The organism is Serratia montpellierensis, assembly GCF_020858655.1.
Lineage (GTDB): Bacteria > Pseudomonadota > Gammaproteobacteria > Enterobacterales > Enterobacteriaceae > Serratia > Serratia montpellierensis.
The window spans coordinates 188,237-214,523 of sequence record NZ_VOSN01000005.1 but is presented as its reverse complement, the minus strand read 5'-3'; the positions used below and the strand labels follow the sequence as shown (position 1 = coordinate 214,523).

Sequence of the window (26,287 nt, the reverse complement as noted above, 5' to 3'; positions counted from 1 at the left end):
CACCAAGATCAACACCACCGCCGTGCAGACCTTCCAGTCGCCAAACTTCGGCCCGCTCGGGTATATCCATAACGGCAAGGTCGATTACCAGCGATCGCCGCAGCGCAAGCATACCCGGGATACGCCGTTCGATATCAGCAAGCTGAACGAACTGCCGAAGGTCGGCATCGTCTACAGCTATGCCAACGCTTCCGATGCGCCGGCCAAGGCGCTGATCGCCGAAGGCTACCAGGGCATCGTCAGCGCCGGAGTCGGCAACGGCAACCTGTATAAAACGGTGTTCGACACCCTGGCGACGGCGGCACACAACGGTGTGGCGGTGGTGCGTTCATCGCGCGTGCCGACCGGCGCCACCACCGAAGATGCGGAAGTGGACGACGCCAAGTACGGCTTCGTCGCCGCCGGCACGCTGAATCCGCAAAAAGCGCGCATTCTGCTGCAGCTGGCGCTGACGCAAACCAAAGATGCGAAGCAAATCCAGCAGATGTTCAATCAGTACTGATCGCTTTCTCTTCTGCGGGGGCCGACCGGGCTTCCGCAGCCATCTTGGCTGAATACAGCATAAAACACCGCGTTAACCCGCTGAATTTCCCCATGTCGCAGGGTTTTATCGTCCAAATAATCGCGACGGCCGCAGAGCCTGTCATCACCCGGCGCGGCCGTTTGCCGCCGACGGGCGAATAAGCGTTGCAGCCATGGGGCGTGAGTGATAAAACCGATGGGTTGGTTAACGCGAGCGTTAACTTCGGGCGTCTTTTCGACAGGTCGCTTTTCTGCGGCGAACAGTGAATGTGGTGAGGGGAAATGACTCAGGTTTATAATTTTAGCTCTGGCCCGGCGATGCTGCCGGTAGAAGTGTTGCGTCGTGCGGAACAGGAACTGTGCAACTGGCACGGGCTGGGCACGTCAGTGATGGAGATCAGTCACCGCAGCAAAGAATTCATCGCCGTTGCCGAGCAGGCGGAACAGGATCTGCGCGATCTGCTGAAAGTCCCCTCCAACTATAAAGTGCTGTTTTGCCACGGCGGCGCCCGCGGGCAGTTCGCCGCGCTGCCGCTGAACCTGTTGGGCGACAAGGCCACCGCCGACTATATCGACGGCGGCTATTGGGCGCACAGCGCCATCAAGGAAGCGGAAAAGTATTGCACCCCGAACGTCATCGACGTGAAAACCCGTATTGATGGCCTGAGCGGCATCAAGCCGATGAAAGCGTGGCAGCTCAGCGACGACGCGGCTTATGTGCACTATTGCCCGAATGAGACCATCGACGGCGTGGCCATCGATGAAACGCCGGACTTCGGCGACAAGGTGGTGATCGGCGATTACTCCTCGACCATCCTGTCCCGCCCGCTCGACGTCAGCCGTTTCGGCGTGATTTACGCCGGCGCGCAGAAAAATATCGGCCCGGCCGGCCTGACGCTGGTGATCGTACGTGACGATCTGCTGGGCAAGGCGCGTAAAGAAGTGCCGTCTATCCTCGATTACACCGTGCTGGCCGAGAACGACTCGATGTTCAACACCCCGCCAACCTTCGCTTGGTACCTGTCCGGGCTGGTGTTCAAATGGCTGAAAGAGCAGGGTGGCCTGGTGGAGATGCAAAAACGCAATCAGGCCAAGGCCGAGCTGCTGTACGCGACCATCGATAAATCTGACTTCTACCGCAGCCAGGTGGCGATTGCCAACCGTTCCTGGATGAACGTGCCGTTCCAGCTGGCCGATGCGGCGCTGGACAAGGTGTTCCTCAGCGAAGCCGAGGCTATCGGCCTGCAGGCGCTGAAAGGCCACCGGGTAGTTGGCGGCATGCGCGCTTCTATTTACAATGCCATGCCGCTGGCCGGCGTGCAGGCGCTGACCGACTTCATGACCGACTTCGAACGTCGTCACGGTTGATACCGTCAGCCCGCCCGGCGCGGGCTGCTCAGGCTGTTGTCCTTTTGCATTAAAGCGGCTCCGGCATTATTCCGGAGCCGTTTCGTTTATCAGAATTGGAGAGTTTTGTTCACATGGTGGATTCCCTGACGTTACACCCGGTCGCCCTGGTCAATGGCACCGTCAACTTACCCGGCTCCAAGAGCGTTTCTAACCGCGCTCTGTTGCTGGCTGCGCTGGCGAAAGGCACGACCCGGCTGACCAACCTGCTGGACAGCGACGACGTGCGTCATATGCTGAACGCCCTGCAGGCGTTGGGCGTGAACTATCAGCTTTCCGCCGATCGCACCGTATGCGAAGTGACCGGCGTGGCCGGGCCGCTGGTGGCCGAGCAGCCGTTGGAACTGTTCCTCGGCAACGCCGGGACGGCGATGCGCCCATTGGCGGCGGCGCTGTGCCTCGGCGAAGGCGACGTGGTGTTGACCGGCGAACCGCGCATGAAAGAGCGCCCGATCGGCCATCTGGTGGACGCGTTGCGCCAGGGCGGGGCGCAGATTGATTATCTCGAGCAGACCGATTACCCGCCGATTCGCCTGCGCGGCGGCTTCCAGGGCGGCGACGTCACCGTTGACGGCAGCGTCTCCAGCCAGTTCCTGACCGCGTTGCTGATGACTGCGCCGCTGGCGCCGCAGGATACGCAGATCCACATCAAGGGCGAGCTGGTTTCCAAGCCGTACATCGACATCACGCTGCATCTGATGCGCACCTTCGGCGTATCGGTGAGTCACGATAACTACCGGGTGTTCCATATCCAGGGGCGCCAGACGTATATCGCGCCGGGCGATTACCTGGTTGAGGGCGACGCTTCTTCCGCCTCTTACTTCCTGGCGGCGGCGGCTATCAAGGGCGGCACCGTGCGCGTGACCGGCATCGGCCGCAAAAGCGTGCAGGGCGACACCAAGTTTGCCGACGTGCTGGAGAAAATGGGCGCGCGCATTACCTGGGGCGACGATTTCATCGAGTGCAGCCGCGGTGAACTGCGCGGCATCGACATGGACATGAACCACATTCCGGACGCGGCGATGACCATCGCCACCGCGGCGCTGTTCGCCGAGGGGCCGACCACCATCCGCAATATCTACAACTGGCGGGTGAAGGAGACCGACCGTCTGGCGGCGATGGCAACCGAGCTGCGTAAGGTGGGAGCGGAAGTGGACGAGGGCGAAGACTATATTCACGTCGTGCCGCCGGCCAAACTGCAGTTCGCCGAGATCGGCACCTACAACGATCACCGCATGGCGATGTGCTTCTCGCTGGTGGCGCTGTCGGATACCCCGGTCACCATTCTCGACCCGAAATGCACCGCGAAAACCTTCCCGGACTATTTCGAACAGCTGGGCCGCATCAGTCAGCCGGCGTAACCGCCAAATCATTTCTTTTAAGGCCCCTTTGTGGGCCTTTATCGTTTTTAACCTTCGGCGACCGGCGTTTCTTCTATACTTTTTCGCGGTTGTGCGCTTATTTTCAACAACCGGACAGTTCCAGGGTAACAGATCGCCGTAGGGCAGCGTATAATACGCCACCGTATTTGCCCCTGATTGGGCAGGTGACAGAGAGGACGGCGCGCAGGCTTCACGCTGTGGCCTGCCGTGTCTCTGTGAGGTTTTCTACCTGAAGGAGAGAGAAATGACGGCTACAGCCCCGGTGATAACCGTTGATGGACCAAGTGGCGCAGGCAAAGGCACGCTGTGTAAAGCGTTGGCCGAGTCCCTTGGTTGGCGTTTGCTGGATTCCGGTGCGATCTATCGTGTGCTGGCGCTGGCGGCGTTGCATCATCAGGTGGATATCACTTCTGAGGAAGCGCTGGTTCCGCTGGCCGCACATCTCGATGTTCGCTTCGTTGCCCAGGACGGCAAGCTGCAGGTGATTTTGGAAGGTGAGGACGTCAGCAATGAGATCCGCACCGAAACCGTCGGCAACACCGCGTCGCAAGCGGCGGCGTTCCCGCGCGTGCGCGAGGCGTTGCTGCGCCGCCAGCGCGCATTCCGCGAGGCGCCCGGCCTGATTGCCGATGGTCGCGATATGGGCACGGTGGTGTTCCCGGACGCGCCGGTCAAGATTTTCCTCGACGCCAGCTCGGAGGAGCGCGCGCACCGCCGCATGCTGCAGTTGCAGGAGAAGGGCTTTAATGTTAACTTTGAACGTCTTTTAGCCGAGATAAAGGAACGGGACGACCGTGACCGTAATCGGCCTATCGCGCCTCTGGTGCCCGCTTCTGACGCCCTCGTGCTGGATTCTACCAGCATGTCGATCGAAGAAGTGATCCGGCAGGCGTTGACGTATGCACAGAAAGTGTTGGCGTTGCCGCAGCAATAAGCGCGGCGGCGCTATTGGCTTTTTGTCATATTTGTCATAGCGGTAACGCAATATATCGGGTAAAATTTTACCCCTGTAACCTTAAACCCTGTCGGCATGGAGCCAATGGCGGGGTATGTGAAACAACCCCATTCGGCGGGACGCTAAATGGACGTTAAACTAAAGAACCCTGAAGATTAACAACATGACTGAATCTTTCGCTCAACTCTTTGAAGAATCCTTAAAAGAAATCGAAACCCGCCCGGGTTCCATCGTTCGTGGCGTCGTTGTTGCTATCGACAAAGATATCGTACTGGTTGACGCCGGTCTGAAATCTGAGTCTGCCATCCCGGCTGAGCAATTCAAAAACGCCCAAGGCGAGCTGGAAATCCAGGTTGGTGACGAAGTTGACGTTGCTCTGGATGCTGTTGAAGACGGCTTCGGTGAAACCCTGCTGTCCCGTGAGAAAGCTAAGCGTCACGAAGCTTGGATCACGCTGGAAAAAGCCTACGAAGAAGCTGAGACTGTAACCGGTGTTATCAACGGCAAAGTGAAGGGTGGCTTCACCGTCGAGCTGAACGGCATCCGCGCGTTCCTGCCAGGTTCCCTGGTTGACGTGCGTCCGGTACGTGACACTCTGCACCTGGAAGGCAAAGAGCTTGAGTTCAAAGTCATCAAGCTGGATCAGAAGCGCAACAACGTTGTCGTTTCTCGCCGTGCGGTTATCGAATCCGAGAACAGCGCTGAGCGCGATCAACTGCTGGAAAACCTGCAGGAAGGCATGGAAGTTAAAGGTATCGTTAAGAACCTCACTGACTACGGTGCATTCGTTGATCTGGGCGGCGTAGACGGCCTGCTGCACATCACTGACATGGCTTGGAAACGCGTTAAGCACCCAAGCGAAATCGTCAATGTTGGCGATGAAATCACTGTTAAAGTGCTGAAGTTCGACCGCGAGCGTACTCGTGTCTCCCTGGGCCTGAAACAGCTGGGCGAAGATCCATGGGTTGCTATCGCGAAACGTTACCCAGAAGGCACCAAGCTGACTGGTCGTGTAACCAACCTGACTGATTACGGCTGCTTCGTAGAAATCGAAGAAGGCGTTGAAGGTCTGGTACACGTTTCTGAAATGGATTGGACCAACAAAAACATCCATCCGTCCAAAGTTGTTAACGTGGGCGATGTAGTGGAAGTGATGGTTCTGGACATCGATGAAGAACGTCGTCGTATCTCCCTGGGCCTGAAGCAGTGCAAATCCAACCCATGGCAGCAGTTCGCAGAAACCCACAACAAGGGCGACCGCGTTGAAGGTAAAATCAAGTCTATCACTGACTTCGGTATCTTCATCGGCCTGGACGGCGGCATCGACGGCCTGGTTCACCTGTCTGACATCTCCTGGAACGTTGCAGGCGAAGAAGCAGTACGTGAATACAAGAAAGGCGACGAAATCGCTGCGGTTGTTCTGCAAGTTGACGCAGAGCGCGAGCGTATCTCCCTGGGCGTGAAGCAACTGGCTGAAGACCCGTTCAATAACTACCTGTCTATGAACAAGAAAGGTGCTATTGTTACTGGTAAAGTCACTGCAGTTGACGCCAAAGGTGCTACAGTTGAATTGGCAGGCGGCGTAGAAGGTTACCTGCGTGCATCTGAAGCCTCTCGCGACCGCATTGAAGATGCAACTCTGGTTCTGAACGTAGGTGACGAAGTTGAAGCTAAATTCACCGGCGTTGACCGTAAGAACCGCGTTGTAAGCCTGTCCGTACGTGCTAAGGACGAAGCTGACGAGAAAGACGCCATCGCTACTGTTAACAACAAACAGGAAGAAGGCAACTTCTCTAACGCAATGGCTGAAGCTTTCAAAGCGGCTAAAGGCGAGTAATGACGGGGGGCGGTTTCTGACCGCCCCGATACGGTAGTTTAGCTGCAAAGCTTGGAGGTACTATGACCAAGTCTGAACTTATTGAAAGACTTGCTGGCCAGCAATCTCATATTCCGGCGAAGGCCGTTGAGGATGCAGTGAAAGAGATGCTTGAGCACATGGCCGCAACGCTGGCCGAGGGCGAACGCATTGAGATCCGCGGATTCGGCAGTTTTTCTCTTCACTACCGTGCCCCGCGTGTAGGCCGCAACCCGAAAACCGGTGACAAAGTTGAGCTGGACGGCAAGTACGTTCCTCACTTCAAACCAGGCAAAGAGTTGCGTGACCGCGCCAATATCTATGGCTAGTCGCTGACTGCTCATTGCGTTGTTGCTTGTAAAGAATATAAAACGGTGCCTTTAAGGCGCCGTTTTTTTTCGCCTGCGATTTCTCCACGATACGCTCGTGAATTGCGTACTGCGCCGCATTTGCGGTGTGGCTGCAACATAGCCCTCTCTTATCCTGCCATGTTCACCGCATCTTCGTTAAAGCCCGCTGGCGGCGACATGTCGCCTGAACGATCCTGCTTGCTTGCCGTGACGCGTTTTTGCTCATGGTGGAGCCGATGGGAGAAGAGCGATCAAAATTTCGCTGGATCTGGCGATACTCGCCGTTATCTGCGGCATCCTGCCGCTGCTGGTTTTACCACGGTTGCCAGAGCCATGGCTGCTGTGGCCGATGCTGTTTGTCGCCTGTTTACTGCTGCGCACCCGTTGGCCGTTCTGCCGTTATTTGGCCTGCCTGGGATTGGGATTCATATGGGCGGTTTTCAACGCCGGAAGCCTGCTCGGGCAAATGGAGCGCCTAAGCCGCATGCCGGACATGATGGCGGTGGTGCAGGTGAGCAGCGTCGCGCTGGAGCCTGCCGTCAGTAAGCAGACGCTGATGCGCATCGAGCGGGGCGACGGCCATTGGTTGGTGCCGGCGGTGGCGTTTACCACGACGTGGGCTCCAGAACAGCAGCGGCTGTGCGCCGGGCAGCGTTGGCAATTGAAACTGCGTTTGCGGCCGGTGCACGGCAAGCTCAATGAAGGCGGCTTTGACAGCCAGCGTTGGGCAATCGCGCAGCGCCAACCCTTGACCGCGCAGGTCAGGCAGGCTCGTTTGCTGGATGGCGATTGTAGCCTGCGCCAGCGCATAATCAGCCATGCGGAAACCAACATGGGTGAATTGCGTTACAAGGCGGTATTGCTGGCGCTGGCGTTTGGGGAACGAACCGCACTGGAACAGGCTTTGCGCACGCTGATGCTGAAAACCGGCATTGCGCACCTGATGGCTATTTCGGGGCTACATGTGGCGATGGTTGCCATCTTGTTCTGGGCGGTGCTGCGTGCGCTGCAGTTTTTTCTTCCCGCCCATCTGATTGGTTATCGCTTTCCGCTGGTCGCGGGCTGGGTGGCGACGCTGATCTATGTCTGGTTGGTGGGCGCCCAGCCGCCGGCGGTGCGTACCGCGTTGGCGATGACGCTGTGGATGCTGCTGCGCTTGCGCGGCGTTCATTGTTCCTCCTGGCAGGTGTGGCTATGGTGCGTCGGGCTGATTTTGCTGTGCGATCCGCTGGCGGTATTGTCAGACAGTTTCTGGCTGTCTGTGCTGGCGGTGGGATGTTTGATTTTTTGGTTCGAATGGGCGCCGCTCGGCGAGCGATTTCGTTCGGCCTGGTATTGGGCGCCGGTACGCTGGCTGCATATTCAGCTCGGCATGACGCTGCTGCTGGTGCCGATGCAGGTCGCGCTGTTTTTAGGCCTGACGCTGACCTCGTTGCCGGCCAATCTTTGGGCGGTGCCTATTGTTTCATTGGTGACGGTGCCGTTGATTTTGCTGGCGGTGATCGGCGGCGCCTCCCCTTCGCTAAGTTACGGGCTTTGGTGGTTGGCCGATTTCACGTTGAGCGGGGTGTTTGTGCCGTTAAATTACCTGCAGCGCGGTTGGGTGGATTTGGGGGCCGCATCGCTGCTGGCCAGCATAGCGGGATGGCTTATCGTTATCTGTTGGCGCTTTCATTGGTGGTGGCGCTATGCGCCGGGCCTGGCGACGGTTGCGATATGCTGTGTGCTGTGGCGAGGAAAAGAGCCGGAACACCGCTGGCGTGTCGATATGCTCGATGTCGGGCACGGTCTGGCGATAGTGATTGAGCAGAACGGTAAAGGAATATTGTATGACACCGGCGATCGTTGGCCTGCGGGAAGCGCCGCCGAGCGCCATATTTTGCCGATGCTGAACTGGCGGAGCATTGAACTGGAACAGATCATTATCAGCCATGCTCATCTCGATCATATCGGCGGGCTGCCGACGGTACAGAGTGCGTTTCCACAGGCGACGGTGCGCAGCCCGATACGCGGGGAGGGGCATTTGCCCTGCGTCGCCGGTGAGCGTTGGCGCTGGCAGTCGTTGCAATTCGAAGTGCTGTGGCCACCGAAAACGCTCAAAAGGCCGGGCAATGACGACTCCTGCGTGATCCGTATCGACGACGGGAAATACAGTCTGCTGCTCACCGGCGACGCCGAAAAGAAAGCAGAGGCGCAGCTGATTCGATTGCGGCGCGACCGTTTAGCCGCCACGGTATTGCAGGTGGGGCATCATGGCAGCAGAACCTCTTCGACGCCGCCGTTTCTGCGCGCGGTCAATCCTGAGGCGGCATTGGCGTCAGCATCACGTTACAACAAGTGGCGATTACCGGCGCGTAAAGTGGTCGCCAGATACCGGGCAAATGGCATTACATGGCGCGATACGACACGCTCTGGCCAGTTATCGGTACTTTTTTTCGACAACGATTGGCAAATTAAAGGCTTTCGCGAACAATTAATGCCCCGTTGGTACCATCAGCGGTTTGGCGTAGAGGGTGATAATGAGTAAAATAGGCCGCTATTTCTTCCGATGCTGGTATTTGCATGATGAATGATAAAGATCTCTCGACCTGGCAGACATTCCGTCGACTCTGGCCGATGATCACTCCTTTTAAGACCGGGCTGATTGTGGCCGCCATTGCGTTGATTATGAACGCAGCGGGTGACACGCTGATGCTGTCTCTGCTTAAACCGCTATTGGACGATGGGTTTGGAAAAACCGACAGCAGCGTGCTGGTGTGGATGCCGTTGGCGGTCATTGCGCTGATGCTGATGCGCGGCGTGACCAGCTTTGTTTCAAGCTACTGCATTTCCTGGGTTTCCGGCATGGTGGTGATGCAGATGCGCCGCCGCCTGTTTGGCCATATGATGAGAATGCCGGTGGCCTTCTTCGATCAGCAGTCCACCGGGACTTTGCTGTCGCGCATTACCTATGATTCCGAGCAGGTGGCTTCCTCCTCGTCCAGCGCCCTGGTGACCGTGGTGCGTGAAGGGGCTTCGATTATTGGCCTGTTCATCATGATGTTCTACTACAGCTGGCAGCTGTCGGTGATCCTGATCGTGCTGGCGCCGATCGTCTCCATCGCCATTCGCCTGGTGTCCAAGCGTTTTCGCAACATCAGCAAGAACATGCAGAACACGATGGGGCAGGTGACCACCAGCGCCGAGCAGATGCTGAAAGGCCATAAAGAAGTGCTGATCTTCGGTGGCCAGCAGGTGGAAACCGAGCGCTTTAACTCGGTCAGCAACCGCATGCGTCAACAGGGCATGAAGCTGGTCTCCGCGTCTTCGATTTCCGATCCGATCATTCAGCTGATCGCTTCGCTGGCGCTGGCGTTCGTGCTGTTTGCCGCCAGCTTCCCAAGCGTGATGGCAACCCTGACCGCCGGTACCATTACCGTGGTGTTCTCGTCGATGATCGCGCTGATGCGCCCGCTGAAGTCGCTGACCAACGTCAATGCCCAGTTCCAACGCGGGATGGCGGCATGCCAGACGCTGTTCTCCATTTTGGATATGGAACAGGAAAAAGACACCGGCACCCGCGAAGTGAAGCGTGCGAAAGGCGATATCGAATTCCGCAACGTCACTTTCTACTACCCGTCCAAGGAAACGCCGGCGCTGCGTGATATCAACCTGAAAATCGCCGAAGGCAAGACCGTCGCCTTGGTGGGCCGTTCCGGTTCGGGTAAATCCACCATCGCCAACCTGTTGACGCGTTTCTACGATATCCAGGAAGGCGAAATCCTGATGGATGGCCACGATTTGCGCGAATATACCCTGGCCTCGCTGCGCAATCAGGTAGCGCTGGTCTCGCAAAACGTGCACCTGTTCAACGACACCATCGCCAACAACATTGCCTATGCACGCGAGAGTGAATACAGCCGCGAGCAGATTGAGAAAGCGGCCGAAATGGCGTACGCAATGGACTTCATCAACAAGATGGAGAACGGCCTGGATACGGTGATCGGTGAGAACGGCGTAATGCTGTCCGGCGGCCAACGTCAGCGTATCGCCATCGCGCGTGCGTTGCTGCGCGACTGCCCGATCCTGATCCTGGATGAGGCGACGTCTGCGCTGGATACCGAGTCCGAACGTGCCATCCAGGCTGCGCTGGACGAGTTGCAGAAAGACCGTACTTCGCTGGTGATCGCGCACCGTCTGTCGACGATTGAGAAGGCGGACGAGATCCTGGTGGTGGAAGATGGTCGCATTGTTGAACGCGGCGAACACACCGAGTTGCTTGAACGCCAGGGCGCCTATGCGCAACTGCACCGCATGCAGTTTGGTCAATAATGATTGAGCGCATCTGGTCCGGCGGTTCGCTGCTTTATCTGGCGCTGCTGCCGCTCTCCTGGCTGTATGGCCTGCTCAGTTGGCTGATTCGCCTAAGCTATCGCTGTGGCCTGCGCAAAAGCTGGCGCGCGCCGGTGCCGGTGGTGGTGGTGGGCAATCTCACTGCCGGCGGCAACGGCAAAACGCCGATGGTGATCTGGCTGGTGGAACACCTGCAGCAGCGGGGCTATCGCGTTGGCGTGGTCTCGCGCGGTTACGGCGGCAAGTCGGCGGTCTATCCCCTGGTGCTCAATCAGAGCACCTCGACCCGCGAGGCGGGGGATGAGCCGGTGCTGATTTATCAGCGCACCGGCGCGCCCGTGGCGATCGCGCCCAAGCGAGCTGAGGCGGTGCAGGCCTTGCTGCAACAACAGCCGCTGGATGCGATCATCACCGACGACGGCTTGCAGCACTATGCCTTACAGCGTGACTTCGAGCTGGTGGTCATCGACGGCGTACGCCGTTTCGGCAACGGCTGGTGGTTACCGGCAGGGCCGATGCGCGAGCGCGCCGCGCGGCTTGGCAGCGTCGATGCGCGCGTCGCCAATGGCGGCGTGGCGCAGGCGGGGGAAATTGCCATGCGCCTGCAGGCGCGTGACGCGGTGAACCTGCTGAGCGGTGAACGTCGTCCGGCGGCCGAGCTGACGCGCGTGGTGGCGATGGCGGGCATTGGTCATCCGCCGCGTTTCTTCGCGACGTTGGAAAAGCTGAACGTCGAGGTGGTGCAGGAAGTGGCGTTTGCCGATCATCAGGAATATCAGCAGCCGCAGCTGGCGGCGTTGGTTACCGCAGAGCAAACGCTGCTGATGACGGAGAAGGACGCGGTAAAATGCCGCGCCTTTGCCCAGCCTAATTGGTGGTATTTGCCGGTTGATGCGGTGCTACCCTCCGCTCAGGCTGAGCAACTGCTGCAGGATATCGAATCTCTGCTGACCAAGTAATCTCAGGATGCCAGCGTGGCAAGCCCCAGGGCCTGCGCGCAGGCTTCCAGCGAACGCTGCTGGGTTTGCTGATACAGCGCCAGCTCGTCGATCACCTCACTGCCCAACGCGTGTTCAAACGCAGCCCGGCTGGAAGCGGCGTTGTACTGCGCGTGGCGGCTGTCTCCCAGATTTGACTGGAAAATTCCCGCCGCGCTGACCGGCAGAAAATCTTCATACACCAGCGGCTGGAAGCGAACGTGTTCTTTCTCGATCAGTTGCTCCAGGGTGCTGTGCTTATCCAGCGACTCTTTGGCCGCCAGGCCGCATTCGGTCGGGAAATAGCGGAACCAGGCCAGCTGCTGCTCGCGCAGCGTGGCGTAATCGTCCGGAAACGCCCGGAAATTTTCTTCCAACAGCTGATAGTAGCGTTCGGCATTCTTCTCGCTCGGCGGTGCCTGCAGCGCATCGTTGGTGGCCTGCAGCAGACGGTCGTAAAGTTCGCGTCCTTTGGTCGTCAGCGCTACACCACGCTGTTCGATCTCGCCGAAGCGTGCGGTATGGTGACCGGCGATGGCGTGGCCGTCGTGTTCAACGAAATCGACGCTTTCTTCCAACGCTTTGAAGCTGGTCTGGCGCAGCAGGATCGCGCGACGGCGTCGAGGCGGCCCCTCAATGACCGCTTTGGGCGTAATACCGCGGCCGGGCATCGCCTGCTGAACGCGATCGATATCCAGCGTGCGCGGTGTCAGGTGGTTGATATGCGGCCCTTTAAACGCCACCACGTCGGCGATCAGGCGATGCTGATCGTGCAGCTGTCGGTATTCTTCGGCGCTGACCGTCGCCTGATTGTGCCACCGGAAGGTTTCCAGCGCTTGTTCGACAAATTCTTGCGCCTGCGCCGCATTCAATCCGCCTTGCGCTTCTTGCAGCGCGATCAGTTTCAACGCGCGATCGGTAAAGATGCGGCGGCACGCCAGCAAGCGCTCGGCCAGCTCACGCAGCGCGGGGTCTTCTATCAGTTCCAGGCGTAGCAGGGAGGTGAACACGCGGAAAGGACTGATCTGCAGCGCGTCTTCATGTACGGCGCGAAAAGCGGTGGAGTGCACCGGAACGCCCGCTACCGACAGGTCATAGTAACCGACCGGCGCCATGCCCATCACCCGGAACAGGCGGCGCAGGGTGGCCAGTTCGTCCGCGGTGCCGACCCGGATCGCGCCATGGCGCTCCATGGCGAGGCGTTCGATCTCGCCGGTGATTTGCAACTGATGAGCCAGTGCGGCGTCTTCGCGCAGAACCTGTCGATTGGTTTCCGCCACCAGCTCCAGCAGATCGCCGTACAGCGGTACCTCCTTTTGGTACATGTCCGACATCGCGTGAGAGAATCTGGCGCGGATTTCATTAGGTGAAACGAACTGCTGGGCGGTCATGCGCATAGCTCCTTGATTCAGCATAATCTGAAAAATCGTGTTTTTAGCGGCAAAAGTGCTGGCGAAAAAGCCGTCTGCCTTGTTTTCCCCTCAAGTTTAGCCATCTGATTTGGGATTTGTTATAGACGCGCCAAGCATATTAGAGTTTTATGCGTTAGCTCTCATTTGCAGCGCACAGACGGGCAAACGGTACCTGAGTGAGGAGGACCGTCAGAGGATTGACCGCAGTGAACGGTAAATTAATGTATGCATATTCAGAGAGATAAAAATAATTTCGCTGTAATAGTGAATTTAATGCCATAAACCTCTTGTGCATTCACCAGTTTTATGAGTAAATGCAAGTCGGCCTGTAATCCAGACCTATTTATGTTCGAGTTTAGAGTTAAGCAGTTCCTCCAAAAACGTTATCATCCGATTCCGCTTCAAAGACGAACCTTCTAAGTACCTCCCATAAGTAATGTTTCTGAAATGGCCCCAATTGCCTCTTATGGCAGGTTTTGTAAATATATTTAAAGGTAAATGTAATGTCTAAGAAGACTGGTCAGGTTAAGTGGTTCAACGAAAGCAAAGGTTTTGGTTTCATTGAGCAGCACGACGGCGGCAAAGATGTATTCGTACACTTCTCCGCAATCATGACCGACGGTTTCAAGACCCTGGCTGAAGGCCAGCGCGTCGAGTACACCATCCAGGACAGCCCGCGCGGGCCGGCTGCCGCTAACGTAGTTGCTCTGTAAGAATACAGGGAACGCGTATAAGAGATCTTAATACAACCATGGTGAGGCTTTAGCGCCGAGTCATGCGGAAGATATTAAGTTCAACAAGCCCGCCTTAGTGCGGGTTTTTTATTTTTTTGCTCACGAGAGGTTTGTTACGAAAAACTTTAGGATGGGCTGGTAGCGTCCAGACAATATAAAAAATGACGTTGTCAAGGATGCTCAAGTAAAAGGATATAAGTTATGTTTAAAAATACTGTGTTAAAAATGGGCCGCGTGAAATGGTTTAATCAGGCCGAAGGCTATGGTTTTATTTCACCGGTAGATGGCAGCGACGAAATCTATGTCAATCGCAACGCTATCGCCAACACCAAAAATAAGTCGTTGAACGAAGGTCAGAACGTTGAGTTCTCGATCTATCGCAGCTCGCATGGGCTGTCCGCGGCAGACGTTATCGCGTTCTGATTGCACCCTCCTTCCTCGCCAGTGCCGGTGTCGCCACCCGCAAGCACTGGCGAAGATAAATCCCTCGATATCCACTATTATCAGGCCATTGCCTACTTGCCACGGATATCAGGATGACCACCCCGATGATTTCCCTTACCGCCGCTCGCGCGCTGCACCTTGCCGCCCAGGGGCTGCTTTCTCCGCTTAAACGCCAGGCCAAGCCCGATGACGTCGTGAGTGCGATCCAGCGCATGGGGCTGTTACAAATCGATACCATTAGCGTCGTCGCCCGCAGCCCGTATCTGGTACTGTTCAGCCGCTTGGGGGCCTATCCGTCGGAGTGGCTGGAGCAGGCGCTTGCCGGTCGCAAGCTGTTTGAGTATTGGGCGCACGAAGCCTGTTTCCTGCCGATTGAGGATTTTGGTCTGCTGCGGCACCGCATGTTGGCGCCTCATGATATGGGCTGGAAATATTCCGCCGACTGGGTACAGCAACACCAGGCGGCGATGGACAGCCTGCTGCGGCACATCGAACAACAGGGCCCGGTGCGCTCCGCCGATTTCAGCGCCGAGAAAAAGGGCAACAGCGGATGGTGGGACTGGAAACCGGAGAAACGTCATCTGGAGATCCTGTTTACCGCCGGCAAGCTGATGGTGGCCGAACGCCGCAACTTCCACCGGGTTTACGATCTGACCGAAAGGTTGCTGCCTGCCTGGGACGATGCGCGTCATACGCTGCCTGCGGAGCGGGCGCGCCGGCAAATGCTGCAGCGCACCTGCCGCTATCTGGGCATCTTCCGCGCCGAATGGTTGGCAGATTACTATCGGCTGAAACGCGTGGCGCCAAAAGCCTTGCTGGCAGAGCTGCAGGAGCAGGGGGAGATTACGCCAGTGCAGGTAGAGGGGCTGGAAGGGCCGTTCTATGTACATGAATCTCTGGCGGGACTGCTGCCGCTGGCGGAACAGGGCAAACTCAAATCGACGGTCACCAGCCTGTTGTCCCCCTTTGATCCGGTGGTTTGGGATCGGCGGCGGGCGCTGGAGCTGTTCAACTTTGACTATCGGCTGGAGTGTTATACGCCGAAAGTAAAACGCCGCTATGGATACTTCACCCTGCCGGTGCTGCACCGCGGTGAGCTGGTGGGGCGCATTGACGCCAAGGCGCACCGTCGCCAGGGGGTGTTCGAGATCATCAGCTTCCATGCGGAGCCGCAGGTGCGCTTCGGCAAACAGCGGGCGCAGGATATCCGGCAGGCCATAGCGCGTACGGCCAAATGGCACGGCGCGCAACGCGTAGCGTTGGGCGACATTCCTGCGGCATTGGCCGCTGAATGGGGGGCCGGTTGGGAAGTGGGATAACGAGCGACGCCGTCGGTGGGGTAAAACGAAGTTCAGCGTCGCTCGTTACAAAGGGGCTCAGTGGCTGAAGTTAGCGAACAGAGCGATGATTTTATGCAGACGTTTGATCACGTATTACGGCCTTTTTTTTGTGATTTGAATCACAAAATTCTACGCCGGGATGCGCCGCAGTTCAAGCTATTGCCCCCGCGCGGTGAGGAAATATCGGTGGGTTGGCGCCGCCGGTGATTAACCTGAGGGTGGGCGTTATGCTATCCTCACTGCCTTTCCCAGATGACCTATCCCCTTGCGGAGGATGCATGGACCACCGTTTACTCGAAATCGTTGCCTGCCCGGTATGCAACGGCAAACTCTATTTCAATAAAGAAAACCAGGAACTGGTGTGCAAAGCGGACGGGTTGGCTTACCCGCTGCGCGACGGCATTCCGGTGCTGTTGGAAAATGAAGCGCGTGCGCTGTCGCTGGATGAGAAACACGCATGAGTTTTATCGCTATTATTCCCGCCCGCTACGCCTCGACCCGTTTGCCGGGTAAACCGCTGGCTGATATTCATGGCAAGCCGATGGTGGTACACGTGATGGAGCGCGCACGCGAGTCCGGCGCCAGCCGCGTCATCGTGGCGACCGATCACCCTGAAGTCGCCAAAGCGGTGGAAGCCGCCGGTGGCGAAGTGTGCATGACCAGCCCGGATCACCATTCCGGCACCGAGCGGTTGGCGGAAGTGATCGCGCATTACGGTTTTGCCGACGACCAGATCATCGTTAACGTGCAGGGCGACGAACCGCTGATCCCACCGGTGATCGTGCGTCAGGTCGCAGAGAATCTGGCGGGCAGCCAGGCCGGCATGGCGACGTTGGCAGTGCCGATCGAGAGCGCCGAAGAGGCTTTTAACCCCAACGCGGTGAAGGTCGTGATGGACGCGCAGGGCTACGCGCTCTATTTCTCACGCGCGACCATTCCGTGGGATCGCGAGCGTTTCGCGGCGTCGAAAGAGAGCATCGGCGACAGCCTGCTGCGTCATATCGGCATCTACGCGTACCGCGCCGGCTTCGTGCGTCGCTACGTCAGCTGGGCGCCGAGCCAACTGGAACAGATCGAGCTGTTGGAACAGCTGCGCGTGCTGTGGTACGGTGAAAAAATCCACGTTGCGGTCGCGAAAGCGATCCCGAGCGTGGGCGTCGATACGCCGGAAGATCTCCAGCGCGTGCGCGACAGCATCCAACCCTGAGCCTGAGTTCGTCGGCGCGCCGCGCAACGCGCCGACGATGCAATACCCCCATTATTGATCCCCGTTTTGTTGATCTGCGTTGAAGAAATTTTCCGCTCACCGTTCGATGATGTTACATCCCCCCTTATTAGCCTGAGGTGAATGCCTTATGGAGCAGTTACGCGCCGAACTGAGCATTGTGCTGGGTGAGTCCATCAGCCGGCTGGAGCGGGTGAGCGAGCAACCTTATGCGCATATGTATTCGCTGTACGATCGGCAGGGCAACGCGATCCCGCTGATGGCGAAAAGCTTTATCTGTCAAGGCATCGCCCAGCAGGAGGCTTACAAGCTGTCGATGCTGGCGCGCGACGGGGATATTCGGCTGCCCACGGTGTACGGCGTGGTGTGTACCCACCAGGCGCCGTATAAGGAAATTCTGCTGATCGAGCGCCTGCGCGGCGTGTCGGCTGAAGCGCCGACGCGCTCGCCGGATCGCTGGAACATGCTGATGGAACAGATCGTTGACGGGGTATTGGCCTGGCATCGCATCGACAGCCACGGCAGCGTCGGCAGCGTTGACAGCACGCAGGAGAACGACTGGTTTTGCTGGTATCAACAGCGGGTCGAAGTGCTGTGGGCGACGGTGGTCAATCTCACCACCCCGCAGCTGACCATGGCGGATCGGCGTTTGCTGTATCGCACGCGCGAAGCGCTAACCCATTTCTTCGTCGGCTTCGACGATCCCTGTGTTCTGGTGCACGGTAACTTATCGCTGCGCAGCATGCTGAAAGATCCCAAAAGCGATCAGCTGCTGGCGATGCTCAATCCCGGCGTGGTGCTGTGGGCGCCGCGCGAATACGATCTTTTCCGCCTTTGCGAGGCGGGTATGCCCAGTCAACTGTTGTTCAACTATCTACAGCGCGCGCCGGTCGCCGACGCTTTCCTGGCTCGGCGCTGGCTGTATGTGGTGTGGGAAGCGGTAGGGCGCTTGGTTCATACCGGCAAGCTGGAGCGGCGGCCGTTCGACTATGCGTCGCAACAACTGCTGCCCTGGCTGGCCGGTTGAACGGGCCTTACTCGGCGCCGGCGCGATCCGCGCCTTTCAGCCATTGCCACAGGCTGCCCAGCGTTTCATACCAGGCGCGCTCGGTATGGCCGAGGAACATCGACGACGGTGTGGCGCGATCCCAGATATTCAGCGGAGAGTCGATCGCCAACTGGTTGGCCGGCGCCGGGATCGGGTGCAGGCCTTTAGCCTCGAAGAAGCGCATGGCGCGCGGCAAATGGTTGGCGGAGGTCACCAGAATGAACGGTTGCTCGCCGACCAACTTGGCGACCTGAGCGGCTTCTTCCTCGGTATCGCGCGGTTCCCCCAGAATCACCATATTGCTGCGCGGCACGCCCAGGCTTTCTGCCACCAGCGCCGCCGTGGCGGCGTTGCTTTGCATGCTTCCGGCGGACGCGCCGGTAAACACCATCCTGGCGCCGGGATGCGCAAGGTAGAGCCGCACGCCTTCCGTCACGCGCGGCAGGCTGTTGCCGAGCAAATTCGAACTGGGCGCCCAATCGGGATTGTAGGTATAGCCCCCGCCCAACACCACGATGTAGCTGACCGGATCGTTGCCGCGATAAGTCTGGTACTCCGCTTCGATTGGCCGCAGCAGCCGGTCGGCCACCGGTTGCAGGCTGAAAAGCAGTAAAAACAGCCAGCTCAGCGTAAAAATCGTCTTACCGCTTTTTTGCCAGCGGGTGAACCACAGCAGCAGCAGCGCCAGCCCCATCAGCAGCATCAACAACGGCAGCGGCATCAGCAGGGCACCAAAGAACTTTTTCAGGTTGAACAGCATCGAAAATCAGATCCTTTTGGGTGAAAAAGCGGCATCCAGGCATAAACAGGCCGCAAGAAGATACATTCTAAGCCAGTCTGTGCCAAAATAGCAGGTTTGAATAGGCGTGCGCTTTGCCGCCGACAATAATGAGTTCAGCGGAGCCGTTGTCCATGCAGGATCGCAATTTTGACGATATTGCTGAAAAATTTGCGCGTAATATTTACGGCACCACGAAAGGAAAAATCCGCCAGGCGGTGGTTTGGCAGGATCTGACCGGGCTGCTGGCGCAGTTGCCGCAGCGGCCGCTGCGCATCCTCGACGCCGGGGGCGGTGAAGGCCATATGGCCTGCCAACTGGCAGAATTAGGACATCAGGTGTTGTTGTGCGATCTTTCTGGTGAGATGATCCAGCGCGCCGCGCAGCTGGCGGAGCAGAAAGGTGTGAGCCAGAACATGCAATTCGTACAAAGTTCTGCGCAGGATATCGCTCAACATTTGGAACAGCCGGTTGATCTGATATTGTTTCATGCAGTGCTTGAATGGATCGCCGAGCCCGAAGCGGCGCTGCAGGCGTTGTATGATTGCCTGACGCCGGGCGGCGCGCTGTCGCTGATGTTCTTCAACGCCAACGGCCTCTTGATGCGCAACGTGGTGTTGGGTAATTTCCAACTGGTGGATCCCGAGATCAGGCGGCGCCGCAAGCGTTCGCTGTCGCCGCAATATCCGCACGATCCGCGATTGGTCTACGGTTGGCTGGAACAGCTGGGCATGCGCATCGGCGGCAAAACCGGCGTGCGGGTGTTCCATGACTATCTGCAGAGCAGACAGCTGCAAACACAAAAATTTGAAGAGTTACTGGCGCTTGAACAGCACTATTGCCGGCAGGAGCCGTACGTGAGTTTGGGGCGCTATATTCACGTCATGGCGCATAAACCAAACCTGAAGGACGAACTATGAGTGAATTTTCCCAGACAGTACCCGAACTGGTCGCCTGGGCACGGAAAAATGATTTCTCTATTTCGCTCCCTACGGAGCGTCTCGCATTTCTGCTCGCCATCGCCACCCTGAACGGCGAACGGTTGGACGGCGAGATGAGCGAAGGTGAGCTGGTTGATGCATTTCGCCATGTCAGCAAGGGTTTTGAACAGACGCATGAAACGGTGGCGATGCGCGCCAACAATGCGATCAACGACATGGTGCGCCAGCGCCTGTTGAACCGCTTTACCAGCGAACTGGCGGACGGCAACGCGATCTACCGCCTCACGCCGCTGGGTATCGGCATTACCGATTACTATATTCGCCAACGCGAATTCTCCACGCTGCGTCTGTCGATGCAGCTGTCGATCGTGGCGCAGGAACTCAAGCGTGCCGCCGATGCTGCCGACGAGGGTGGCGACGATTTCCATTGGCACCGCAACGTGTTCGCGCCGTTGAAATATTCGGTGGCGGAAATTTTCGACAGCATCGACATGACGCAACGCGTGATGGACGAGCAGCAGCAGAGCGTAAAGAACGACATCGCGGCGCTGCTGAGCAAAGACTGGCGGGCGGCGATCTCCAGCTGCGAGATGCTGCTGTCGGAAACCTCTGGCACCCTGCGCGAGCTGCAGGATACGCTGGATGCGGCAGGCGATAAGCTGCAGGCCAATCTGCTGCGCATCCAGGACGCGACCCTCGACAATGTGGAGCTCGGCTTCGTCGACAAGCTGGTGTTCGATCTGCAAAGCAAGCTGGATCGCATCATCAGCTGGGGGCAGCAGGCGATCGACCTGTGGATCGGCTACGATCGCCACGTACACAAATTTATCCGTACCGCTATCGATATGGATAAAAACCGCGTATTCGCCCAACGCTTGCGCCAGTCGGTGCAAACCTATTTCGACCACCCTTGGGCGCTGACCCATGCCAATGCCGATCGTCTGCTGGACATGCGCGACGAGGAACTGGCGCTGCGCAGCGAGGAAGTGACCGGGGAACTGCCGCCGGATCTGGAGTTCGAAGAGTTCAGCGAAATTCGCGAACAGCTGGCGGCGATGATCGAAGAGGCGCTGAAGGTGTATCAGGAACAGCAAATGCCGCTCAACCTTGCAGCGGTGATGCGCGATTACCTGGCGCAATATCCGCGTGCGCGTCATTTCGACGTGGCACGTTTAGTGGTCGACCAGGCGGTGCGCCTCGGTGTGGCTGAAGCAGATTTCTCAGGGTTGCCGGCGGAATGGCAGGCAATCAATGATTACGGAGCCAAGGTCCAGGCCCATGTCATCGACAAATATTGAACAAGTAATGCCAGTCAAGCTGGCTAAAGCGCTGTCCAACTCGCTGTTCCCGGCGCTGGATAGCCAACTGCGCGCGGGTCGTCACATCGGTATCGATGAGCTGGACAACCACGCCTTTTTAATGGATTTCCAGGATGAGCTGGAAGAGTTTTACAACCGTTACAGCGTCGAGCTGATTCGGGCGCCGGAAGGTTTCTTCTATTTGCGTCCGCGCTCCACCACGCTGATCCCGCGTTCGGTGCTGTCCGAGCTGGATATGATGGTCGGTAAAATCTTGTGCTACCTGTATCTCAGCCCCGAACGCCTGGCGCATGAGGGAATTTTCAGCCATCAGGAGCTGTACGACGAGCTGCTGAGCCTGGCTGATGAGAACAAGCTGCTGAAGTTCGTCAACCAGCGTTCCACCGGTTCGGATCTCGATCGGCAGAAGCTGCACGAAAAAGTGCGCACCTCGCTGAACCGCCTGCGCCGCCTCGGCATGGTCTACTTCATGGGCAATGACAGCAGCAAGTTCCGCATTACCGAGGCGGTGTTCCGCTTTGGCGCCGACGTGCGCAGCGGCGACGATCCGCGTGAAGCGCAGCTGCGTATGATTCGCGACGGCGAGGCGATGCCGGTTGAAACCAGCCTGTCGCTGAACGATGAGAATGACGCTGAGGATCAGCAGGTTGATAACGCTCCTGACGGTGCAGAGGATGAACAGGAATGATTGAACGCGGTAAATTTCGCTCGCTGACGCTGGTTAACTGGAACGGTTTCTTCGCCCGTACCTTTGATCTGGATGAGCTGGTGACCACGCTGTCCGGCGGTAATGGGGCGGGGAAGTCCACCACCATGGCGGCCTTCGTCACCGCACTGATCCCCGACCTGACGCTGCTGCACTTCCGTAACACCACCGAAGCGGGCGCCACCAGCGGTTCGCGCGACAAAGGCTTGCACGGCAAGCTGCGCGCCGGCGTGTGTTACTCCACCCTCGACGTCGTCAACTCGCGCCACCAGCGCGTGGTGGTCGGTGTGCGCCTGCAGCAGGTGGCAGGGCGCGATCGTAAGGTCGACATCAAACCTTTCACCATCCAGGGCCTGCCGACCGCGGTACAGCCGACCGAACTGCTGACCCAGACCGTGGGTGATCGCCAGGCGCGCGTGCTGTCGCTGCAAGAGCTGAAAGAGCGCGTGGAAGAGATGGAAGGCGTGCAGTTCAAGCAGTTCAACTCCATCACCGATTACCACTCGCTGATGTTCGATCTGGGCGTGATCCCGAAACGCCTGCGTTCGTCCGCCGATCGCAGCAAATTCTACCGTCTGATTGAAGCGTCGCTGTACGGTGGTATCTCCAGCGCCATCACCCGCTCGCTGCGCGATTACCTGCTGCCGGAAAACAGCGGCGTGCGCAAGGCGTTCCAGGACATGGAAGCGGCGCTGCGCGAAAACCGCATGACGCTGGAAGCGATCCGCGTCACCCAGTCGGATCGCGACCTGTTCAAGCATTTGATCTCCGAGGCCACTTCCTATGTGGCGGCGGACTATATGCGCCACGCCAACGAACGCCGCATCCATCTGGACGGCGCGTTGGCGCTGCGCAGCGATCTGTTGGGCAGCCGCAAGCAACTGGCCGCCGAACAGTATCGTCATGTGGAAATGGCGCGTGAGCTGGGCGAGCAGAGCGGTGCCGAATCCGATCTGGAAACCGATTACCAGGCCGCCAGCGACCACCTGAATCTGGTGCAGACGGCGATGCGTCAGCAAGAGAAGATCGAACGCTATGAAGCCGATCTGGAAGAGCTGACCTACCGTCTGGAAGAGCAGAACGAAGTGGTGGCCGAGGCGAGCGAGCAGCAGGCCGAAAACGAAGCGCGGGCCGAAGCGGCCGAGCTGGAAGTGGATGAGCTGAAGAGTCAGCTGGCCGATTACCAGCAGGCGCTCGACGTGCAACAGACCCGCGCCATTCAGTACCAGCAGGCGCTGCAGGCATTGGAGCGCGCGCGCGCGCTGTGCCAACTGCCGGATCTGACCGCCGACAACGCCGAACAGTGGCTGGACACCTTCCAGGCCCGCGAGCAGGAAGCGACCGAAGCGTTGCTGATGCTGGAACAGAAGCTGAGCGTGGCCGACGCCGCACACGGCCAGTTCGAACAGGCCTATCAGCTGGTGGGTAAAATCGCCGGCCAGGTCAGCCGCAGCGAAGCCTGGCAGTGCGCGCGCGAATTGCTGCGCGACTGGCCTTCGCAGCAACACCTCGCCGAGCGCGTTCAGCCGCTGCGTCTGCGCCTGAGCGAGCTGGAACAGCGCCTGCGCTCGCAGCAGGACGCCGAGCGCCTGCTGCAAGAGTTTTGCAAACGCCATGGCCAAGAGTACCAGCCGGACGATCTCGACATGCTGCAACAGGAGCTGGAAGAGCGCCTGGAATCGCTGTCGCAGAACGTCAGCGAAGCCGGCGAACGCCGCATGGAGATGCGCCAGGAACTGGAGCAAATCCAGCAGCGCATCCGTGAGCTGACGGCGCGCGCGCCGGTGTGGCTGGCGGCGCAGGACGCCCTGGGCCAGCTCAGCGATCAGAGCGGAGAACCGCTGGAAAACAGCCAGCAGGTGACCGAATACATGCAGCAGCTGCTGGAGCGCGAGCGTGAAACCACCGTCGAGCGCGACGAAGTGGCGGCCCGCAAGCGTGAAGTGGAAGCGCAGATCGAGCGTCTCAGCCAGCCGGGGGGCGCGGAAGATCAACGCCTGGTCACGCTGGCCGAACGTTTCGGCGGCGTGCTGCTGTCGGAAATTTACGATGACGTCACCATCGACGATGCGCCTTACTTCTCGGCGCTGTATGGCCCTTCGCGCCACGCCATCGTGGTGCCGGATCTGTCGCTGGTGCGCGAGATGCTGGAAGGGCTGGAAGATTGCCCGGAAGATCTCTACCTGATCGAAGGGGATCCGCAGTCGTTCGATGACAGCGTGTTCGCCGTCGAAGAGCAGGACAAAGCGGTGGTGGTGAAGATCGCCGATCGCCAGTGGCGTTATTCCCGTTACCCGGAAGTGCCGTTGTTCGGCCGCGCGGCGCGCGAAAACCGTCTGGAAGTGCTGCATGCCGAGCGTGAAACGCTGGCGGAGCGCTATGCTACGCTGTCGTTCGACGTGCAGAAAACCCAGCGTTCACACCAGGCCTTCAGCCGCTTTATCGGCACCCATCTGGCGGTGGCGTTCGATGCCGATCCGGAAGCGGAGATCCGCGGCCTGAGCGCCCGTCGTGGCGAGATCGAACGTGCGCTGAACAATCACGAAGCGCAGAACCAGCAGCAGCGTCAGCAGTACGAACAGGCCAAAGAGGGCATTTCTGCGCTCAACCGCCTGATGCCGCTGGTGTCGTTGCTGAACGATGAAACGTTGCAGGACCGTGTCGACGAGATCCGCGAAGAGCTGGAAGAAGCGCAGGACGCCGCGCGTCATATCCAACAGCACGGTGTGTCGCTGACCAAGCTGGAGCCGCTGCTGTCGGTGCTGCAGAGCGATCCGCAGCAGCATGAACAGCTGCAGCAGGACTACGCGCAGGCGCAAAGCGTGCAGCGTCAGGCTAAACAGCAGGCGTTCGCGCTGACTGAAGTGGTGCAGCGTCGTGCGCACTTCAGCTACACCGATTCTGCCGGCATGCAGAATGCCAACAACGATCTGAACGATAAGCTGCGCCAGCGTCTGGAGCAGGCGGAAGCCGAACGCGCCCGCGCCCGTGAGCAACTGCGTCAGTATCAAACCCAGTTCACCCAGTACAGCCAGGTGCTGGCTTCGCTGAAAAGCTCGTATGACGCCAAGCGCGACATGCTGAAAGAGCTGAGCCAGGAGCTGGTGGATATCGGCGTGCAGGCCGATGCCAACGCCGAAGCGCGCGCGCGCGCGCGTCGCGACGAACTGCATGCGGCGCTGAGCAACAACCGCGCTCGCCGCAATCAGTTGGAGAAACAGCTGACCTTCTGCGAAGCCGAAATGGACGGCCTGCAGAAGAAACTGCGCAAGCTGGAACGCGATTATCATCAGCTGCGCGAACAGGTGGTGACCGCCAAGGCGGGCTGGTGCGCGGTGATGCGCCTGGTGAAAGACAACGGCGTGGAACGCCGCCTGCACCGCCGCGAGCTGGCGTATATGGATGGCGACGAGCTGCGCTCGATGTCGGATAAGGCGCTCGGTGCGCTGCGTCTGGCCGTGGCGGATAACGAACACCTGCGCGACGTGTTGCGCCTGTCAGAAGATCCGAAGCGGCCTGAGCGTAAAATTCAGTTCTATATCGCGGTCTACCAACACCTGCGCGAGCGTATCCGCCAGGACATCATCCGTACCGACGATCCGGTCGAGGCGATCGAACAGATGGAGATCGAGCTGGGCCGTCTGACCGAAGAGCTGACCGCGCGCGAGCAGAAGCTGGCGATCAGTTCGAAAAGCGTGGCTAACATCATTCGCAAAACCATTCAGCGCGAACAGAACCGCATTCGCATGTTGAACCAGGGTCTGCAGGCCGTTTCCTTCGGCCAGGTGAAGAGCGTACGCCTGAACGTCAATGTGCGCGAAGCGCACGCTACCCTGCTGGATGTGCTCTCCGAGCAGCAGGAACAGCATCAGGATCTGTTCAACAGCAACCGCCTGACCTTCTCCGAAGCGTTGGCCAAGCTGTATCAGCGCCTGAATCCGCAGATCGACATGGGGCAGCGCACGCCGCAGACCATCGGTGAGGAGTTGCTGGACTACCGTAACTACCTGGAGATGGAAGTGGAAGTGTATCGTGGTTCCGACGGTTGGCTGCGTGCGGAAAGCGGCGCGTTGTCTACCGGTGAGGCCATCGGTACCGGGATGTCGATCCTGGTGATGGTGGTGCAGAGCTGGGAAGAAGAATCCCGTCGCCTGCGCGGTAAAGACATCTCGCCGTGTCGTCTGCTGTTCCTCGATGAAGCGGCGCGTCTGGATGCCAAGTCGATCGCTACGCTGTTCGAGCTGTGCGACCGTCTGGAGATGCAGCTGATCATTGCCGCGCCGGAAAACATCAGTCCGGAGAAAGGCACCACCTATAAACTGGTGCGTAAGGTGTTCCAGAACCACGAACATGTGCACGTGGTGGGGCTGCGCGGTTTCGCCGGCGAGCCACCGGCGCTGGGTACTGCCCAGGTTGAAACGCCGTAACGCAGAAAAACGCCCTAAAAATCTGAAAATAGCCGCCGCAGGGTGGCTATTTTTTTGTGCGCGTGGATGATAAGTCCTGCTTTTTTATCCGTTGAAAAGCGGTTAGTTTAATCACATAAACAGTTATTCGACG

21 protein-coding genes are annotated in these 26,287 nt (G+C 58.6%); 19 read left to right on the top strand and 2 right to left on the bottom strand.

The features are described from left to right. The 9 genes from FUU19_RS06405 to lpxK all read left to right on the top strand — a co-directional run. Positions 1–502: L-asparaginase family protein (locus FUU19_RS06405; RefSeq protein WP_488266384.1), on the top strand; the 502-nt coding region annotated here is incomplete at its 5' end. 302 nt (positions 503–804) lie between these two features. After that, positions 805–1,890, top strand: a complete 1,086-nt coding sequence (serC, locus tag FUU19_RS06400; protein ID WP_141969764.1) for a 3-phosphoserine/phosphohydroxythreonine transaminase — start codon at positions 805–807, stop codon at positions 1,888–1,890. 113 nt (positions 1,891–2,003) lie between these two features. Next, complete coding sequence (gene aroA / locus FUU19_RS06395; protein WP_197832797.1) at positions 2,004–3,290, top strand: 3-phosphoshikimate 1-carboxyvinyltransferase; 1,287 nt, start codon at positions 2,004–2,006, stop codon at positions 3,288–3,290. Positions 3,291–3,555: 265 nt separating this feature from the next. Beyond that, the gene (gene cmk / locus FUU19_RS06390) at positions 3,556–4,245 is read left to right on the top strand and encodes a (d)CMP kinase (protein WP_004928270.1); all 690 of its coding nucleotides are present in this window, start codon (positions 3,556–3,558) and stop codon (positions 4,243–4,245) included. Positions 4,246–4,429: 184 nt separating this feature from the next. Next, positions 4,430–6,103 carry a 30S ribosomal protein S1 gene (gene rpsA / locus FUU19_RS06385; protein WP_004928267.1) on the top strand — a complete coding sequence of 558 codons (1,674 nt, stop codon included), beginning with the start codon at positions 4,430–4,432 and terminating at the stop codon, positions 6,101–6,103. A gap of 62 nt (positions 6,104–6,165) precedes the next feature. After that, positions 6,166–6,450: an integration host factor subunit beta gene (gene ihfB / locus FUU19_RS06380; RefSeq protein WP_004928264.1), complete on the top strand. Its 285-nt coding sequence runs from the start codon at positions 6,166–6,168 to the stop codon at positions 6,448–6,450. Positions 6,451–6,766: 316 nt separating this feature from the next. Further along, on the top strand, positions 6,767–8,998 hold the full coding sequence (locus FUU19_RS06375; RefSeq protein WP_376698866.1) for a ComEC family protein: 2,232 nt from the start codon (positions 6,767–6,769) through the stop codon (positions 8,996–8,998). A 35-nt stretch (positions 8,999–9,033) separates the two neighbouring features. Beyond that, positions 9,034–10,782 carry a lipid A ABC transporter ATP-binding protein/permease MsbA gene (gene msbA / locus FUU19_RS06370; protein WP_025302279.1) on the top strand — a complete coding sequence of 583 codons (1,749 nt, stop codon included), beginning with the start codon at positions 9,034–9,036 and terminating at the stop codon, positions 10,780–10,782. After that, positions 10,782–11,762: a tetraacyldisaccharide 4'-kinase gene (gene lpxK, locus FUU19_RS06365; protein ID WP_173889779.1), complete on the top strand. Its 981-nt coding sequence runs from the start codon at positions 10,782–10,784 to the stop codon at positions 11,760–11,762. Before msbA ends, lpxK begins: the two co-directional genes overlap by 1 nt. 2 nt (positions 11,763–11,764) lie before the next feature. Here lpxK and hglS read toward each other — a convergent pair whose 3' ends face one another. After that, the gene (gene hglS, locus FUU19_RS06360) at positions 11,765–13,171 is read right to left on the bottom strand and encodes a 2-oxoadipate dioxygenase/decarboxylase HglS (RefSeq protein WP_230490290.1); all 1,407 of its coding nucleotides are present in this window, start codon (positions 13,169–13,171) and stop codon (positions 11,765–11,767) included. Between the two features lie 524 nt (positions 13,172–13,695). Here hglS and cspE point away from each other — a divergent pair. The 6 genes from cspE (at position 13,696) to FUU19_RS06330 (ending at position 17,962) form a co-directional block, all read left to right on the top strand. Continuing rightward, positions 13,696–13,905: a transcription antiterminator/RNA stability regulator CspE gene (gene cspE / locus FUU19_RS06355; protein ID WP_004928244.1), complete on the top strand. Its 210-nt coding sequence runs from the start codon at positions 13,696–13,698 to the stop codon at positions 13,903–13,905. Between the two features lie 222 nt (positions 13,906–14,127). Next, positions 14,128–14,349, top strand: coding sequence for a cold-shock protein (locus FUU19_RS06350; protein WP_004928241.1), 222 nt, complete (start codon positions 14,128–14,130; stop codon positions 14,347–14,349). 113 nt (positions 14,350–14,462) lie between these two features. Then, the gene (locus FUU19_RS06345) at positions 14,463–15,689 is read left to right on the top strand and encodes a winged helix-turn-helix domain-containing protein (RefSeq protein ID WP_230490291.1); all 1,227 of its coding nucleotides are present in this window, start codon (positions 14,463–14,465) and stop codon (positions 15,687–15,689) included. A gap of 299 nt (positions 15,690–15,988) precedes the next feature. Then, positions 15,989–16,171, top strand: coding sequence for a Trm112 family protein (locus FUU19_RS06340; RefSeq protein WP_004928237.1), 183 nt, complete (start codon positions 15,989–15,991; stop codon positions 16,169–16,171). Then, positions 16,168–16,917, top strand: a complete 750-nt coding sequence (gene kdsB / locus FUU19_RS06335; RefSeq protein ID WP_004928235.1) for a 3-deoxy-manno-octulosonate cytidylyltransferase — start codon at positions 16,168–16,170, stop codon at positions 16,915–16,917. The genes FUU19_RS06340 and kdsB overlap by 4 nt, the downstream gene beginning before the upstream one ends. Before the next feature lie 148 nt (positions 16,918–17,065). After that, positions 17,066–17,962, top strand: coding sequence for a YcbJ family phosphotransferase (locus tag FUU19_RS06330; protein WP_141969752.1), 897 nt, complete (start codon positions 17,066–17,068; stop codon positions 17,960–17,962). Between the two features lie 7 nt (positions 17,963–17,969). Here FUU19_RS06330 and elyC read toward each other — a convergent pair whose 3' ends face one another. After that, entirely contained in the window at positions 17,970–18,743 is a 774-nt protein-coding gene (gene elyC / locus FUU19_RS06325; RefSeq protein ID WP_230490292.1) for an envelope biogenesis factor ElyC, read from the bottom strand. A gap of 152 nt (positions 18,744–18,895) precedes the next feature. Between elyC and cmoM the strand changes: the two genes are divergently transcribed. Genes cmoM through mukB form a run of 4 tightly spaced genes read left to right on the top strand, consistent with a single transcriptional unit; the run spans position 18,896 to position 26,154 of the window. Beyond that, positions 18,896–19,681, top strand: coding sequence for a tRNA uridine 5-oxyacetic acid(34) methyltransferase CmoM (gene cmoM, locus FUU19_RS06320; RefSeq protein ID WP_141969748.1), 786 nt, complete (start codon positions 18,896–18,898; stop codon positions 19,679–19,681). Next, positions 19,678–21,000, top strand: a complete 1,323-nt coding sequence (mukF, locus tag FUU19_RS06315) for a chromosome partition protein MukF (RefSeq protein ID WP_141969746.1) — start codon at positions 19,678–19,680, stop codon at positions 20,998–21,000. Before cmoM ends, mukF begins: the two co-directional genes overlap by 4 nt. Then, positions 20,981–21,709: a chromosome partition protein MukE gene (gene mukE, locus FUU19_RS06310; RefSeq protein ID WP_004928226.1), complete on the top strand. Its 729-nt coding sequence runs from the start codon at positions 20,981–20,983 to the stop codon at positions 21,707–21,709. Before mukF ends, mukE begins: the two co-directional genes overlap by 20 nt. Continuing rightward, complete coding sequence (mukB, locus tag FUU19_RS06305; protein ID WP_230490293.1) at positions 21,706–26,154, top strand: chromosome partition protein MukB; 4,449 nt, start codon at positions 21,706–21,708, stop codon at positions 26,152–26,154. Before mukE ends, mukB begins: the two co-directional genes overlap by 4 nt. Positions 26,155–26,287: the final 133 nt, after the last annotated feature.